This is a genomic window from Cellulomonas sp. ACRRI, from assembly GCF_022346185.1.
In the GTDB taxonomy this organism is placed as follows: domain Bacteria; phylum Actinomycetota; class Actinomycetes; order Actinomycetales; family Cellulomonadaceae; genus Cellulomonas.
This window is the reverse complement of sequence record NZ_JAKRMS010000043.1, coordinates 14,509-29,651: the sequence shown is the minus strand read 5'-3', so window position 1 is coordinate 29,651 and position 15,143 is coordinate 14,509. Positions and strand designations below refer to the sequence as shown.

13 protein-coding genes and 1 pseudogene are annotated in these 15,143 nt (G+C 75.8%); 11 read left to right on the top strand and 3 right to left on the bottom strand.

The genetic code is table 11. The features are described from left to right. The 3 genes and pseudogenes from MHY85_RS09970 to guaB all read left to right on the top strand — a co-directional run. Positions 1 to 606, top strand: a pseudogene (locus MHY85_RS09970) (MerR family transcriptional regulator); the annotation flags it as partial. Positions 607 to 744: 138 nt separating this feature from the next. Continuing rightward, entirely contained in the window at positions 745 to 1,401 is a 657-nt protein-coding gene (locus MHY85_RS09965; RefSeq protein WP_239195924.1) for a response regulator transcription factor, read from the top strand. 89 nt (positions 1,402 to 1,490) lie between these two features. Continuing rightward, complete coding sequence (gene guaB / locus MHY85_RS09960) at positions 1,491 to 3,020, top strand: IMP dehydrogenase (protein ID WP_239195922.1); 1,530 nt, start codon at positions 1,491 to 1,493, stop codon at positions 3,018 to 3,020. A gap of 60 nt (positions 3,021 to 3,080) precedes the next feature. Here guaB and MHY85_RS09955 read toward each other — a convergent pair whose 3' ends face one another. After that, positions 3,081 to 4,670: a UDP-N-acetylglucosamine 1-carboxyvinyltransferase gene (locus tag MHY85_RS09955; protein WP_239195926.1), complete on the bottom strand. Its 1,590-nt coding sequence runs from the start codon at positions 4,668 to 4,670 to the stop codon at positions 3,081 to 3,083. A gap of 131 nt (positions 4,671 to 4,801) precedes the next feature. Beyond that, positions 4,802 to 5,863, bottom strand: coding sequence for an exonuclease domain-containing protein (locus MHY85_RS21850; protein WP_308191355.1), 1,062 nt, complete (start codon positions 5,861 to 5,863; stop codon positions 4,802 to 4,804). A gap of 163 nt (positions 5,864 to 6,026) precedes the next feature. On the opposite strand from MHY85_RS21850, the gene MHY85_RS09945 reads away from it, so the two are divergent. From MHY85_RS09945 to ptsP, 7 genes are all read left to right on the top strand, one after another. Continuing rightward, the gene (locus MHY85_RS09945; protein ID WP_239195920.1) at positions 6,027 to 6,581 is read left to right on the top strand and encodes a type 1 glutamine amidotransferase domain-containing protein; all 555 of its coding nucleotides are present in this window, start codon (positions 6,027 to 6,029) and stop codon (positions 6,579 to 6,581) included. A 106-nt stretch (positions 6,582 to 6,687) separates the two neighbouring features. Then, positions 6,688 to 7,812 carry a GuaB3 family IMP dehydrogenase-related protein gene (locus tag MHY85_RS09940; RefSeq protein WP_239195918.1) on the top strand — a complete coding sequence of 375 codons (1,125 nt, stop codon included), beginning with the start codon at positions 6,688 to 6,690 and terminating at the stop codon, positions 7,810 to 7,812. A 359-nt stretch (positions 7,813 to 8,171) separates the two neighbouring features. Further along, positions 8,172 to 8,933, top strand: a complete 762-nt coding sequence (locus MHY85_RS09935; RefSeq protein WP_239195916.1) for a DeoR/GlpR family DNA-binding transcription regulator — start codon at positions 8,172 to 8,174, stop codon at positions 8,931 to 8,933. Then, positions 8,930 to 9,886, top strand: a complete 957-nt coding sequence (gene pfkB, locus MHY85_RS09930) for a 1-phosphofructokinase (protein ID WP_239195914.1) — start codon at positions 8,930 to 8,932, stop codon at positions 9,884 to 9,886. Before MHY85_RS09935 ends, pfkB begins: the two co-directional genes overlap by 4 nt. 2 nt (positions 9,887 to 9,888) lie before the next feature. Further along, positions 9,889 to 10,344 carry a PTS sugar transporter subunit IIA gene (locus MHY85_RS09925; RefSeq protein ID WP_239195912.1) on the top strand — a complete coding sequence of 152 codons (456 nt, stop codon included), beginning with the start codon at positions 9,889 to 9,891 and terminating at the stop codon, positions 10,342 to 10,344. Next, positions 10,341 to 11,897, top strand: coding sequence for a PTS fructose transporter subunit IIC (locus tag MHY85_RS09920; RefSeq protein WP_239195911.1), 1,557 nt, complete (start codon positions 10,341 to 10,343; stop codon positions 11,895 to 11,897). Before MHY85_RS09925 ends, MHY85_RS09920 begins: the two co-directional genes overlap by 4 nt. Positions 11,898 to 11,989: 92 nt before the next feature. Beyond that, positions 11,990 to 13,726, top strand: coding sequence for a phosphoenolpyruvate--protein phosphotransferase (gene ptsP / locus MHY85_RS09915; protein ID WP_239195910.1), 1,737 nt, complete (start codon positions 11,990 to 11,992; stop codon positions 13,724 to 13,726). A gap of 25 nt (positions 13,727 to 13,751) precedes the next feature. On the opposite strand, the gene MHY85_RS09910 is transcribed toward ptsP, so the two are convergent. Further along, positions 13,752 to 14,555 (bottom strand): helix-turn-helix domain-containing protein, encoded by an 804-nt coding sequence (locus tag MHY85_RS09910; protein ID WP_239195909.1) that lies wholly within the window; start codon positions 14,553 to 14,555, stop codon positions 13,752 to 13,754. A 63-nt stretch (positions 14,556 to 14,618) separates the two neighbouring features. Between MHY85_RS09910 and MHY85_RS09905 the strand changes: the two genes are divergently transcribed. Beyond that, the gene (locus MHY85_RS09905; protein WP_239195908.1) at positions 14,619 to 15,134 is read left to right on the top strand and encodes a glyoxalase/bleomycin resistance/extradiol dioxygenase family protein; all 516 of its coding nucleotides are present in this window, start codon (positions 14,619 to 14,621) and stop codon (positions 15,132 to 15,134) included. Positions 15,135 to 15,143 lie beyond the last annotated feature (9 nt).

Below are 15,143 nucleotides of genomic sequence, written 5' to 3'. Positions count from 1 at the left end.
GCCACCCCCACCGCCGTGATCGACGCCGCGCTGCGCGCCGACGCCGCCGAGGTCGCCCGCCTGCTCGCGCTGCCGTCGGGCGGGGACCTGGTCGGCTGGTGGTCGGACCTCGTCGCGCCGGCCCGCGCCGGCATCGCCTCGCGCACCGTCCTCGCCCGGCCCGGGGACGAGCCCGACGCGCTGGTGGTCGCCTCGGCGCTGGCGGTGCTGCGGGATCGTTCCGGCCGGGTGCCCCGGCACCCGTCGCGCCGGCGGATCGTGCTGCTGCTGGCCGCACCGGGTGAACCTCGTCCGCTGTCGCTGCACGTCCTCGCCGGCGCGCTCGCCGACGCCGGGGTGGACGCGCGGGTCGTGGCGGGGCCCACGGGGCGGCACCGGCTGCTGGAGATTGCCGCCATGACGTCGCCCTCCGCGGTGGTCCTGCTGAGCGACCGGACCGCCCCCGACCTGGGGCTCGTCGACGCGGTGACCGAGGCGCACGCGGAGCTGCCGCTGTTCGTGATGGTCCCCGACGAGGCCGCCGGAGAGGTCCCGCTCGGCCGCCAGGTGCACCGGGTCCGGACGGTCCCGGGCCTGGTGCACGAGGTGCTGGCCGTCTGCGCCTGACACCTGGGTTCTTCCTGGACGCTAACGTCGGGCCCGATCCGGCCGATACAGGAAGGAAGCCGGATCCGCCAGGGTCCGGGCACAGGCGGAAGGCGGAGGTCGATGGCGGGCGTCGTGGTGTGCCACGGATCGACGGCGGTGCGTGAGCGCATCGTCCTGACGGCACTCGGGGTGCCCGCACTGGCCCCGGTGCGCGCGGCCGCGTCCGTGGACGAGCTGGTCACGCTGGCCCGGCGCGTCCCGCCGACCATCGTGCTGCTCGACGCGCACCTGCCGACCCCGGGCCCCGTGGAGGCGATCCGCCGGCTGCGCGCGGTCCCCTCCCAGTCGACGGTCGTGATGCTGGCGGTGCCCGGCGACGAGATCGCGCTCGACCGGGCGATCGCGCTCGGCGCCCGCGGCTACCTGGCGCCCGACGTCGGCCGCGCGGAGCTCGCCGCGGTGGCTGCGCACATCCTCGCGAGCCCGGGCATCCCCGGCGCTCCCGGCGCGGTGCCGCACGACGGCCTGACGGCGCACGGTCACGGCGCGGTGGCCAGTGCGCCGACCCCGGTCGTCACCCGCGTCGAGCTGCCCGCGCAGGCCACCGGCCGCGACGAGGTCTCGCTCACCAAGCGCGAGGTCGAGGTGCTGGTCGGCATGAGCAACGGCCGGTCCAACGCGCAGATCGGCCAGGAGCTGTTCCTGTCCGAGGACACCATCAAGACCCACGCCCGCCGGCTGTTCCGCAAGCTCGGCGCCGCCGACCGCGCGCAGGCCGTGGCGATCGGTCTGCGCAAGGGCCTCATCCGCTGACCACGGGCGCGGCGCGCCCGGACGGGCACGTCGCGCAGGTCACCCCGGCGGGCGCCGGGAGGCGCGCGGGGCGGCCGTATCATGGGTGGATGACCGACCTGGGTACCCCTGGATCCGCCGCGCCTGCCGACCCGTTCGGCTTCATCGGTCTCACCTACGACGACGTCCTGCTCCTCCCGGGCGAGACCGACGTCATCCCGAGCGAGGTCGACACCACGACCCGGCTCACGCGTGAGATCTCCCTGTCGATCCCGCTCGTGTCCGCCGCGATGGACACCGTCACCGAGTCGCGCATGGCGATCGCCCTGGCCCGCCAGGGCGGCATCGGCGTGCTGCACCGCAACCTGTCGATCGAGGCGCAGGCCCACCAGGTCGACCTGGTGAAGCGCTCCGAGTCCGGCATGGTGTCCGACCCGGTGACCGTGGGCCCCGACGCGACGCTGGCCGAGCTCGACGCGCTGTGCGCCAAGTACCGCGTCTCCGGCCTGCCCGTCGTGGACGACGACCGCCGCCTGCTCGGGATCATCACCAACCGCGACCTGCGGTTCGTGCCGCCGGCGGAGTTCACCACCCGCCGGGTGCGCGACACGATGACGTCGATGCCGCTGGTCACCGGCCCGGTCGGCATCACGAACGACGACGCCGCAGCGCTGCTCGGCAAGCACAAGGTGGAGAAGCTGCCGCTGGTCGACGCCGACGGCCGCCTGCAGGGCCTCATCACCGTCAAGGACTTCGTGAAGTCCGAGCAGTACCCGCTGGCCACGAAGGACGCGAGCGGCCGCCTGGTCGTCGCCGCGGCCGTCGGCTTCTTCGGGGACGCCTGGGACCGCGTGTCCGCGCTGGTCGAGGCCGGCGTGGACGCGCTCGTCGTGGACACCGCGAACGGCCACGCCCGGCTCATGCTCGACATGGTCCGCCGGATCAAGTCCGACCCCGCCACGAGGCACGTCCAGGTCATCGGCGGCAACATCGCGACCCGCGAGGGCGCGCAGGCGCTGGTCGACGCGGGCGTGGACGCGGTCAAGGTCGGCGTCGGACCGGGCTCGATCTGCACCACCCGCGTGGTCGCCGGCGTCGGCGTCCCGCAGGTCACCGCCGTGTACGAGGCCTCGCTCGCCGCGAAGCCCGCGGGCGTCCCGGTCATCGCGGACGGCGGCCTGCAGTACTCCGGCGACATCGCGAAGGCCCTCGTGGCCGGCGCCGACAGCGTCATGGTCGGCGGCCTCATCGCCGGCTGCGACGAGTCGCCGGGCGACCTGGTGTTCGTCAACGGCAAGCAGTTCAAGCGGTACCGCGGCATGGCGTCGCTGGGCGCGATGCAGAGCCGCGGCGACCGCCGGTCGTACTCCAAGGACCGGTACTTCCAGGGCGACCTGACCGACGACGAGATCATCACCGAGGGCATCGAGGGCCAGGTCCCGTACCGCGGCCCGCTCGCGGCGGTGGCGCACCAGCTGGTCGGCGGCCTGCACCAGTCGATGTTCTACGTCGGCGCGCGCACCATCCCGCAGCTGCAGCAGCGGGGGAAGTTCGTCCGGATCACGCCCGCGGGGCTCAAGGAGTCGCACCCGCACGACGTGCAGATGATCTCGGAGTCGCCGAACTACACGGTGCGCTGAGGACACGCAGAAGGGGCCGGGTGCGGATCGCACCCGGCCCCTTCCGCGTCCCCCCCGGGGTCAGTCCCGGAACGTCTCGATCTGTGCGCCGAGCTCGACGAGCCGCTCCTGCAGCCCCTCGTAGCCGCGGGCGATGATGTCGACGTTGCGCAGGACGCTCTCGCCCTTCGCCGCCAGCATCGCGAGCAGGATCACGACCGCGGGCCGCAGGGCCGGCGGGCAGGACACCTCGGCGCCCGACCAGCGGGTCGGGCCGGACACCTGCAGCCGGTGCGCGTCGAGCAGCCGCACATCCGCACCGAGCCGGGTCAGGTCGGTCAGGTGGATGGCGCGACCCTCGTAGACCCAGTCGTGCACCAGCGTCGACCCCGTCGCGCACGCGGCGATCACCGCGAAGAACGGCAGGTTGTCGATGTTGAGCCCGGGGAACGGCATCGGGTGGATCTTGTCCAGCGGGGCGCGCAGCTCGCTCGGGTGCACCGTGATGTCGACGAGCCGGGTGCGGCCGTTGTGCGCGGTGTACTCCTCGGACAGCGTGTAACGCTGGCCCATCTCCGACAGGGTCGCGAGCTCGATCTCCATGAACTCGATCGGCACCCGGCCGACCGTGATCTCGGAGCCGGTGACGATGCCGGCGGTGAGCAGGCTCATCGCCTCGACCGGGTCCTCGGAGACCGCGTACTCCACGTCGGCGTCGATCTCGGCCTTGCCGTGCACGCGCAGCGTGGTGGTGCCGATGCCCTCGACGCGGACGCCCAGCAGCTCCAGGTAGAAGCACAGGTCCTGGACCATGTAGTTCGGGCTGGCGTTGCGGATGGTGGTGACGCCGGGGCGGCGGGCGGCGGCCATCAGCGCGTTCTCGGTCACGGTGTCGCCGCGCTCGGTCAGCACGATCGACAGGTTCTCGGTGCCCGGGTCGGACACGCGGGCCAGGTAGCGGCCGCCGCTCGCGGTGACGGACAGGCCGAACGGGCGCAGCGCGATCATGTGCGGCTCGACGGTGCGGGAGCCGAGGTCGCAGCCGCCCGCGTACGGGAGGCGGAACTCGTCCTGCTGCCCGAGCAGCGGGCCGAAGAACATGATGATCGACCGGGTGCGGCGGGCGGCGTCGACGTCGATGGCCTCGAGGTCGAGGTCCTTCGGCACGACGATCTCCAGGTCCCGGCCGTCGGCGGACCAGGTGGCGCGGACGCCGATCGAGCGGAGCACGTCGACGATCCGGTCGACCTCCACGATCCGCGCGACGTTCTTCAGCCGCGTGGTGCCGCGGTTCAGCAGCGACGCGCACAGCAGGGCGACGGCGCCGTTCTTGGAGGTGTTCACGTCGAGCCGGCCGGACAGCCGCGCGCCGCCGCGCACGCGCAGGTGCGTGTGCTGCGGGCCGCCGAGGGTCACGATCGGGGAGTCGAGCGCGGCGCCGATCCGGGTCAGCATGTCGAGGCTGAGGTTCTGCGCGCCCTGCTCGATGCGGTGCACGGCGGACTGGCTGGTGCCGAGGAGCTCGGCGAGCTGGGTCTGCGTCAGGCCGCGGTGGCGGCGCGCGGACCGGACGAGCGAGCCCACGTGGGCCAGCTGCTCGGGGAGGGTCGGGGTGACGACGGGGAGGGACGAGGTCACCGTCGGGACGGCTCCGGTCGTCGGGTTGGTCATGGTCACGACGACGACGTTAACTCATGGATGAGATATTGGCAGCACGTCGGATGGGGAGATCGTGTGCGGGCGCGCCGAGGTGGCTGATGCCGACCTCATGGCCGGTGTTGCGGTGCGAGGATCCGCGCAGGTCAGGCGATCAGCGTGTCCTGGATCGGGCGGCCGGCGAACCGGCGGTCCCGCGCCGGGTCGTGCCGGATCGCGACCGGCTCGGGCGTGACCGGGACGGGCAGCGCGGGCTGGGTGGCGATGCGGCCGGTGACCCGGACGGTGCGGCCCCGCGAGGCAGCGGCGGCGGCCGGGGCGCCCACGGGCTCCGGCGCCTCGACCGCGGGGGAGCGCACGGGCTCCGGCGCGCCGACCGCGGGCGCCTCGACCGCCGGCCCGCCGACCGCCGGCCCGCCGCCGACCGCCGGCCCGCCGCCGACCGCCGGCCCGCCGCCGACCGCCGGCCCGCCGCCGGCCGCGGCGACGACCGCCGTCGCCCGCGTCGCCGCGCGGCTCGGCCACGCCGACTCCGCCCCCGGCCCGGTGTGCCCGCGCTCCGTCCGCCAGGCGTTGAACGCCTCGGCCCACGCCCGGTGCGCGGTCACCTGGTAGTCGTGCAGCGAGACCAGGTCGAGGTCGCCGAGGTGCGGGAACCGGCCGACGATCCGCTCCAGCACGTCGAGGGTCGCCACGACGTCCACGTCGGCGGTGTGCAGGCTGCCGGTGTCGACCACCTGGTAGACGCCGCAGAGGTCGACGAGCTTGCGCTTGCCCGAGCGGTACCGGTCCTCGGCGCGGTCGAGCACGAGCGGGTCGATCACCGGGCGCAACTCCCCGCCGAGCCGGTCCTCGACGGTCGGCAGGTCGTGCCGGCGCAGCTCGGCCTCCAGCAGGCACAGGTCGAAGGACGCGTTGTAGGCCACGACCGGGATCCCCTCGCGCACCGCGTCGGCGATCGCGGCGGCGATCTCGTCCAGGGCGCCGCGCGGCTCGACGCCGTGCGCGCGGGCGTGCTCGGTGCTGATGCCGTGGATGGCGCTGGCGCCCTCGGGGATCTCGACGCCGGGGTCGATCAGCCAGGTGCGCACCTGCGTGCCGGCGCGGTCCCGGCGGACGAGCGCGGCCGTCACGATGCGGTCGTGGTCGGTGTCCACGCCGGTGGTCTCGGTGTCGAACCCCAGCAGCGGCCCGTCGGTCCAGGTCATCGCGTCCCTCTCCTTCCTGCGCCGCCAGCATCGCACCGGCCACCGACGCTCCCGGGGACCCCGCGCGGCGTGTGGCGGGGCCCGGATGCGGCCGGCGCCCGTCCGGGTGAGGGTGGAGGACGACCCCGCGGACCGCGGGGACGTCCCCACGGAAGGAGTCGTCATGGCCCGCCTGACCGGCCGTACCGTCGCGTTCCTCACCAGCGAGAAGGGCATCGAGGAGCCCGAGCTCACGACGCCCTGGCAGGCCGTCGTCGACGAGGGTGGCACCGCCGTCCTCGTGTCCGCCGAGGCCGGCACCGTCCGCGCCGTGAACAACGACCTCGACCCGGGCGGCGAGTACCCGGTCGACCGCACGCTGGACCAGGTGTCCGCGGACGAGATCGACGCGCTCGTCATCCCGGGCGGCACGGTGAACGCCGACACGCTCCGCACGCAGGAGGACGCGCAGGCGCTGGTGAAGGCCGTGCTCGGCGCGGGCAAGCCCGTCGCGGCCATCTGCCACGGGCCGTGGACGCTCATCGAGGCCGGAGTGGTCGACGGCGTCACGCTCACGTCCTACCCGAGCCTGGCCACCGACCTGCGCAACGCGGGCGCCACCTGGGTGGACCAGGAGGTCGTCGTGTCGCAGGCGGGCGGGTCGACGCTCATCACGTCCCGCAACCCCCACGACCTGCCGGCCTTCAGCGCCGCGGTCGTGGACGCGGTCGCGGGCTGAGCCCCGGCAGCACGCCGCGGCGGCCCGCGCCGCCGCCACCCACGCGGGCCCCGTCGCACGTCGCGGCGGGGCCCGCGTCGTCCGCCCGCGCCGGTAGCCTGTCCCGGTGAGCAACGAGATCGAGATCGGCCGCGGCAAGCGGGGACGGCGCGCATTCTCCTTCGACGACGTCGCCGTGGTGCCCTCCCGGCGCACCCGGGACCCGGAGGAGGTGTCCGTCGGCTGGCAGATCGACGCCTACCACTTCGAGCTGCCGGTGCTGGCCGCGCCGATGGACTCCGTGATGAGCCCGGCGACCGCGGTCGCGCTGGGCCGCGCGGGCGGCCTCGGCGTCCTCGACCTCGAGGGCCTGTGGACCCGCTACGAGGACCCGGAGCCGCTGCTGGCGCAGATCGCCGAGCTGCCGGCCGGCGAGGCCACCGCCCGCATGCAGGAGGTCTACGCCGCGCCGATCCAGCCCGAGCTGATCCGCCGCCGGGTCGGCGAGGTGCGTGACGCGGGCGTCACGGTCGCCGGCGCCCTCTCGCCGCAGCGCACCCAGGAGTTCTGGAAGGACGTGGTGGACGCCGGCGTCGACCTGTTCGTCATCCGGGGCACCACCGTGTCGGCCGAGCACGTGTCCGGCCGCGCCGAGCCGCTCAACCTCAAGCGGTTCATCTACGAGCTCGACGTGCCGGTGATCGTCGGCGGCGCGTCCACCTACACCGCGGCGCTGCACCTCATGCGGACGGGTGCGGCCGGCGTGCTGGTCGGCTTCGGCGGCGGCGCGGCGCACACCACCCGGGTCTCGCTCGGCATCCACGCCCCCATGGCCACCGCGGTGGCGGACGTCGCGGCCGCGCGCCGGGACTACCTCGACGAGTCGGGCGGCCGGTACGTGCACGTCATCGCCGACGGCGGCGTGGGCCGGTCCGGGGACCTGGTCAAGGCGATCGCGTGCGGTGCGGACGCCGTCATGCTCGGCGCCGCGCTGGCCCGCGCCACGGACGCCCCCGGCCGGGGCTGGCACTGGGGACCGGAGGCGCACCACCCGCACCTGCCGCGCGGCGAGCGGGTCCAGGTCGGCCAGGCCGGGACGCTGGAGCAGGTGCTGTTCGGCCCGGGCCACACCGCGGACGGCTCGCTCAACCTGATCGGCGCCCTGCGCCGGGCGATGGCCACCACCGGGTACTCGGACCTCAAGGAGTTCCAGCGGGTGGAGATCGTCGTCTCCCCGTACCAGCCGCGCTGACGCCGGCACCCGCGCGCGCCGAGGGCCGCGGCTCCCCCCGGGGAGCCGCGGCCCTCGTTGGCATCCGGGCACCCCCACCCGAACCCGCATCCGCGAGAGTGGAAGGTTCTGCCGGACACGCCGTCGGCGTGTCCGGCAGAACCTTCCACTGTCAGGCGGGGCTCGGCCGGTGCCGCGCGGCCGCGGGCATCCGGGCGCGCGCGGATGCCCGTTTGGTTCGCGTTTGAGTCCGACTCGGTTTGATTGCTTGCGTTTTGGTGTCCGGTTGGGGCATGCTGGATCGCGCAGCAGCCCAGCGCGGGGCCCCCTCCCGGCGCCCGGGTCACCTGTGGACGAGGACCGGAACCGACGGAGGCGACGTGTACGCAACGGAGCGCCAGCAGCAGATCCTGGCCGCCGCGCGACGGGACGGGCGCGTGGACGTCGCCTCGCTCGCGACCACCCTGGACGTCACCCCGGAGACGGTGCGGCGCGACCTCACCGTCCTGGAGCGGCACGGCCTGGTGCGCCGGGTGCACGGCGGCGCGATCCCCGTCGAGCAGCTCGGCTTCGAGCCCGGGCTGGCGCAGCGCGAGGGCCTGCTGTCGGGGGAGAAGGACCGCATCGCCAAGGCCGCCCTGGAGGAGCTGCCGGCCGGCGGCGCGATCATCCTGGACGCGGGCACCACGACGGTGCGCCTCGCGGAGCTCCTGCCGACCGACCGCGAGCTGACCGTCGTCACGCACGCGCTCCCGGTCGCGACGGTGCTCGCCACCCGTCCCGGGATCACGCTGCACCTGGTCGGCGGGACGGTCCGCGGCCGGACGCTCGCGGCGGTCGGCACCTGGGCCCTGCGGGAGCTCGCGGACATCCACGTGGACACGGCGTTCCTCGGCACCAACGGCCTGAGCGTCGAGCACGGCCTCACCACCCCCGACCTCGCGGAGGCCGCGGTGAAGCGGGCGCTGGTGACGGCGGCACGGCGCACCGTGGTGCTCGCGGACCACACGAAGCTCGGCCGCGCCGACTTCGCGCACGTGGCCTCGCTCGACCAGGTGGACACGCTGGTCACCGACTCCGGCGTGATGCCCGAGCTCGCGGACGAGGTCGAGGCCGCCGGCCCGCGGGTGGTGCGCGCGTGACCGCCCCCCGGGTCGTGACCCTGACCCCGAACCCCAGCCTGGACCGCGCCCTGCACCTGGAGCGCCTGGCGGTCGGCGAGGTGAACCGCGCCGCGGCCACGCACCTGCACCCCGGCGGCAAGGGCATCAACGTGTCCCGGGCGCTCGCGGCGCACGGCGTCGCGTCCCGTGCGGTCATGCCGTCGGGCGGCGCGGACGGGGCGCAGGTCGTGGCGCTGCTCGCCGCCCAGGGCGTCGACGCCCGGCCGGTGCCCGTGGCGGGGGACACGCGGTCCAACATCACGCTGACCGAGTCGAGCGGCGCCACCACCAAGATCAACGCCCCCGGTGCCGCGCTGACCCCGGACGAGGTCGCCGCCCTGCTCGCCGCGGTGGAGTCCGAGCTCGCCGGCGCGACCGCCGTGGTCGCCGCGGGCAGCCTGCCGGCCGGGCTGGACGACGACTTCTTCACCGCCGTGGCCGACCTGGGCGCGCGGCACGGCGTCCCGGTCGTGCTGGACACGTCGGGCGCCCCGTTCGCCGCCGCGGTCCGGCACGGCGGCCTCGCGCTGGTGAAGCCCAACGACGAGGAGCTGGCCGAGCTCGCCGGCCACGAGCTGACGACCGTGGGCGACGTCCTCGCCGCGGCCCGCGAGGTCCAGGCGCTCGGCACCGCCGCCGTCCTGGTCAGCCTCGGCGCGCACGGCGCGCTGCTCGTCGCCGACGGCGGCTCCTGGTGGGCCGGTGGTCCCGGCCTGCTGCCCGTGTCCACGGTCGGCGCGGGGGACTCGACCCTCGCCGGCTACCTCGCAGCGGCCGGCCCGCCCCCGGACCGGCTGCGCCGCGCGGTCGCCTGGGGCCGCGCCGCCGTCCTGCTCCCGGGCAGCGCCGTCCCGCGCCCGTCCGACGTCCGTCCCGACGAGGTCGCCCTGGTGGCCGACCCCGACCCCGCCCTCGCCCTGAAGGAGCTGTGACCATGAGCCTGCCCCTGACCTCCGCCGAGCTCGTCGGCGTCGACCTCGCCGCGGCCGACCGCGACGACGCGACCCGCCAGCTCATCGCCCTGCTCGCCGCCGCGGGCCGGGTCACCGACGCCGAAGGCTTCCACGCCGACGTCCGGGCCCGCGAGGCGCAGATGGCCACCGGCATGCCCGGCGGCGTCGGCCTCCCGCACGCCCGGTCGGAGCACGTCGCCGCCCCGAGCCTCGCGGTCGGCAAGCTGCGCGAGCCCGTCGACTGGGGCGCCCCGGACGGGCCCGCCCGCCTGGTGTTCCTCATCGCCGCGCCCGCCGGCGGGGACGCCGACCACCTGCAGATCCTCGCGGCGCTCGCCCGCCGGCTCGTGCACGAGTCGTTCCGGCAGTCGCTGCTCGACGCGCCCGACGCGGCCACCGTGGCCGAGATCGTCCAGCGAGAGGTGGTGCCCTCATGAAGTTCGTCGCCGTGTCCTCGTGCCCCACGGGGATCGCCCACACGTACATGGCCGCCGAGGCGCTCGAGCAGGCCGGCAAGGCCGCCGGCCACGAGGTGCACGTCGAGACGCAGGGCGCCGCGGGCTCGACCCCGCTCGACCCCGCGATCATCGCGGCGGCGGACGGCGTGATCTACGCCGCCGACCTCGAGGTGCAGGCCAAGGAGCGGTTCGCCGGCAAGCCCTCCGTCGACGTCGGCGTGAAGAAGGCGGTGCACGACCCGACCGGCGTGCTCGCCCAGGCGGTCGCGGCGGTCGAGGCCGGCGTGCCCGCCGAGGACGCCGCCGCGGCGGGCGCCGTCCCGTCGGCCGGGGCGCCGCGCCCGGTCACGAAGGTGGACGCGAACGCCGGTGCCGGCACCCGGATCCGGCAGTGGCTCATGACCGGCGTGTCGTACATGATCCCGTTCGTCGCCGCGGGCGGGATCCTCATCGCGCTCGGCTTCATGGTCGCGCAGGCGGCCTGGCCCGGGAACGAGGGGCCGGTCGCGGTGACCGCGGTCCCGGTCGAGGACCTCATCACGTCGTTCAGCATCACCTCCGGCCAGGACTGGGCGGTGCTGCTGTACCAGACGGGTGCCGCCGCGTTCGGCTTCCTGGTGGCGGTGCTGTCCGGGTTCATCGCGTACGCCATCGCCGACCGGCCCGGGCTCGTGCCCGGCTTCGTCGGCGGGGCGATCTCCGTGGTGATCGGGGCGGGCTTCCTCGGCGGCCTGGTGACGGGCTTCGTCGGTGGCTTCCTCGCGCTGTGGATCAGCCGGTGGCGGGTGCCCAAGGGCGTGCGCGGGGTGATGCCCGTCGTGGTGACGCCGCTGCTGTCCTCGCTGATCACGGGCTTCCTGATGTTCGTGGTGATCGGCCGGCCGATCGCGGACGTGATGGACGGCCTGACGAACTGGCTCAACGGCCTGTCCGGGTCCAACCTCGTGCTCATGGGCGCGCTGCTGGGCGCGATGATGGGCTTCGACCTGGGCGGCCCGATCAACAAGGTCGCGTACACGTTCGCGGTCACGGGCCTGGCGACCGAGGGGCTGACCGGCGACGCGGTGCAGTACCGCATCATGGCCGCGGTGATGGCCGCCGGCATGGTCGCGCCGCTCGCGATGGCGCTCGCGACGACGGTCCGCAAGCGCCTGTTCACGCACGCCGAGCGGGAGAACGGCAAGGCCGCGTGGCTGCTCGGTCTGTCGTTCATCTCCGAGGGCGCCATCCCGTTCGCCGCGGCGGACCCGTGGCGGGTCATCGTGTCCTCGGTGGTCGGGTCCAGCGTCACCGGGGCCCTGACGATGGCCGTCGGCTCGGGGCTCCGGGCGCCGCACGGCGGGATCTGGGTGCTGCCGCTGATCTCGAACCCGCTCGGCTTCCTGCTCGCGGTCGCCGTCGGCACCGTGGTCACCGCCGGCGTCGTGGTCGTGCTCAAGGGCCTGCGGCCCAGTCCGCTGGTCCAGGCGGAGCAGGAGGCCGACGCCGTCGCCGCCGCGCCGGCCGCCACCACCCAGCCCGCCGTCGCCTGACGGCACGATGGTCCCCGGGCCCGCGCGGCCCGGGGACACCGGGGGACCTCGGCCCCTTGCCAGACCGATCTCGACGGGGAGACGCTCACGCCATGACCGACACGCGAACCGAGACGACCGCACCGCCCGCCGCCGGGACGGTGCTGCAGGGGGTGGGCGTCGGCCGCCGGGTCGCCGTCGGCCCCGTGGTGCGGGTGCGCCCCGTGCCGACGGTGCCGGGCGACGCGCCGGTGCTCGTCGACGGGGCACCGGTCCCGGCCGAGGACCTGCCCGACGCCGTCACCGCCGCGTTCACCGCCGTGGCCGACGCGCTGCGGGACCAGGGCCGGCGCGCGACCGGCACCGTGGCCGAGGTCCTGGGTGCCACCGCGATGATGGCCGACGACCCGGCGCTGCGGGACCAGGTGCTCGGCCGGGTCCGCGGCGGGGAGCCCCCGGTCGCGGCGGTCGACGCCGTGGTCGGCACGTTCGCCGCGATGTTCGAGCAGGCCGGGGGGTACCTGGCGGAGCGGGTCACCGACCTGCGCAGCGTCCGGGACCGGGTGGTGTCGCGGCTGGCCGGGCTGCCCGCCCCGGGCGTCCCCGAGCTGCGCGAGCCGTCCGTGGTCGTCGCCACCGACCTCGCGCCCGCCGACACCGCCGCGCTGGACCTGGAGCGCGTGCTGGCCCTCGTCACCGAGGAGGGCGGCCCGACCGGGCACACCGCGATCATCGCCGGGCAGAACGGCATCCCGTGCGTCGTGCGCACCACGGGCGCCGGGGCGCTCGCGGACGGTCTCGTGGTCGGCGTCGACGCCGCCGCGGGCACCGTCCTCGTCGAGCCGACCGGCGACGACCGCGCCGCCCTGGAGGCCCGCGCCGCCGCCGAGCGCGCGCTGGAGTCCGACACCGAGCCCGGCGGCACCGCGGACGGCCACCGCGTGCAGCTGCTCGCGAACATCGGCACCGCCGAGGACGCGGAGAAGCTCGCCGGCGCGGCCGTCGAGGGCGTCGGGCTGTTCCGGACCGAGGTGCTGTTCCTCGGCCGGCAGCAGGCGCCGACCGTCGACGAGCAGGCCGCCGCGTACGCCCGGGTGCTCCGCGCGCTCGGGCCCGACCGCAAGGTGGTCGTGCGCACCCTCGACGCGGGTGCCGACAAGCCGCTCGCGTTCGCCAACCTGCACGCCGAGGAGAACCCCGCGCTCGGCGTCCGCGGGTACCGGCTGGTGCGGTCCGCGCCGGCGCTGCTCACCGACCAGCTGACCGCGCTGGCGCGGGCCGGCGAGGAGACCGGCGCCCAGCCCTGGGTGATGGCCCCGATGATCGCCACCCCCGCCGAGTCCCGCGCGTTCGCCGACGCGGTGCACGAGGCCGGCCTGCGCACCGCGGGCGTCATGGTCGAGGTGCCCGCCGCCGCGCTGCGCGCCGACGCCGTGCTCGACGAGGTCGACTTCGTCTCGCTCGGCACCAACGACCTGGCGCAGTACACGATGGCGGCCGACCGGCTGCGCGGCGAGCTCGTGGACCTGCTCGACGCCTGGCAGCCCGCCGTCCTGGAGCTCGTGGCCGCCACCGCGCGCGCCGGGGCGGCGAAGGACCGGCCCGTCGGGGTGTGCGGCGAGTCCGCGTCCGACCCGCTGATGGCGCTGGTGCTGACGGGGCTGGGCATCACCAGCCTGTCGATGTCGCCCGCCGCGCTGCCCGCCGTGCGGTTCGCGCTGCGGCGGCACACGCTCGACGCGTGCCGTGCGATGGCGGACGCGGCCCTGGCGGCGGCGGACCCGGCGGCGGGGCGCGCCGCCGTCGCGGCGCTGCTCGACCCGGAGGCGCGGACGACGCTGGGGGTGTGAGTTCGGCGTGGCGCGGCCCGGCGGCTCAGGCCGGCGCCGGGGCGTGCCGCCGCGTCCGGGCCGGGGTCTCGCCGACCACGGCCCGGTACCGGCGGGTGAAGTGCGCCTGGTCCGTGTACCCGAGGTCCGCCGCGAGGGCCGCGAGGTCCGTCCCGGGGTCGGCGAACAGCGTCGTCGCGGCCGCCTGCAGCCGCCGGCACTCGATCAGCCACTTCGGCGTCAGCCCGGTGTGCTGGCGGACGACCCGGCTGAGCGTGCGGGTCGTCGTGCCGAGCAGGGCCGCGAGGTCGGACACGCGCAGGACGTCCGCCCGCTCCTCGGCGACCCGGCACGCCGCGTTCGCCAGCCGGCCGGCGTCGTCCACCCGGGCCGCGACGGGGGCGAGCCAGGCGCGCAGCACGGCGGCGACCTCCCGGTCGGCCTCGGCAGCCGGTCGGGCCGCGGCGGGCCGTCCCATCGCCGCGGCGACGGCGGGCAGCGGGGCGCCGGGCAGCGGCTCCCGGCGACCGACCAGGCGCGCGGGGTCGGTGGCCGTGAGCAGCCGGCACGCCGCGGGCCGCAGCAGGACGCCGACCACCCAGGACCGTCCCGTCAGGTCCTGGGTCGTCAGCACCCGGGACGGGCCGTGCAAGGCCGCGCCGGCGGGCTGCAGGACGGCGTTGGCGCTCGGGTAGGTGAGCACGCGCTGCGGCCGCACCGCGCCGGCGGGGACGTCCCAGCGCGCGACCCAGACGTGCCGGACCAGGTCGTCGAGGTCCGCCCCGAGCCGGAACCGCGAGAACGCGACCTCCGGGTCGCCCGGGTTCAGGTGCCCCGCCGACTCGACCACGCGCCGCCCCCTCGTGTCCCGTTCGTACAAGACCGCCGCCACGCGCGGGGCGAGGCTCGGTGCATGACCGAGAGCACCGCACCCACGACCCCTGCCACCGGGGCCCACACCACCGACGGCGTGCCGCACGGCGTCACGTCGCTGACCCCGCACCTCGTGGTCCACCCGGCCGCCGAGGCCATCGGATTCTACGAGCGGGTGCTCGGCGCCCGCGTCCTCGACGTGTTCCGGATGGGCGACCTGGTGGGCGAGGCGTCGCTCGACCTCGGGAACGGCCGGTTCACCCTGGGCGACCCGATGCCCGCCTACGGCATCACGGCGCCGGACCCGGACGCCGCGACCTACTCGCTCGCGGTGCACGTCCCGGACGTCGACGCGACCGTCGAGCGGGCGGTCGCGGCGGGCGCGACGCTGCGCGAGCCGGTGACGACGTTCGTGTCCGGCGACCGGTACGGCTCGGTCGTGGACCCGTACGGGGTGCGGTGGACCGTGATGACCCGGGTCGAGGACCTGTCGCCGGAGGAGTCGGCCCGCCGCGTCGCGGCCTGGGCGGCGGAGCAGGCGGGCGGCGGCGCGTAGCCTGGCCGC

Coding starts and splice junctions, on each gene's coding strand:
- guaB (WP_239195922.1), top strand. CDS start 1,491: ATGACCGACCTGGGTACCCCTGGATCCGCCGCGCCTGCCGACCCGTTC.
- MHY85_RS09955 (WP_239195926.1), bottom strand. CDS start 4,670: ATGACCAACCCGACGACCGGAGCCGTCCCGACGGTGACCTCGTCCCTC.
- MHY85_RS21850 (WP_308191355.1), bottom strand. CDS start 5,863: ATGACCTGGACCGACGGGCCGCTGCTGGGGTTCGACACCGAGACCACC.
- MHY85_RS09945 (WP_239195920.1), top strand. CDS start 6,027: ATGGCCCGCCTGACCGGCCGTACCGTCGCGTTCCTCACCAGCGAGAAG.
- MHY85_RS09925 (WP_239195912.1), top strand. CDS start 9,889: ATGAGCCTGCCCCTGACCTCCGCCGAGCTCGTCGGCGTCGACCTCGCC.
- MHY85_RS09920 (WP_239195911.1), top strand. CDS start 10,341: ATGAAGTTCGTCGCCGTGTCCTCGTGCCCCACGGGGATCGCCCACACG.
- ptsP (WP_239195910.1), top strand. CDS start 11,990: ATGACCGACACGCGAACCGAGACGACCGCACCGCCCGCCGCCGGGACG.
- MHY85_RS09905 (WP_239195908.1), top strand. CDS start 14,619: ATGACCGAGAGCACCGCACCCACGACCCCTGCCACCGGGGCCCACACC.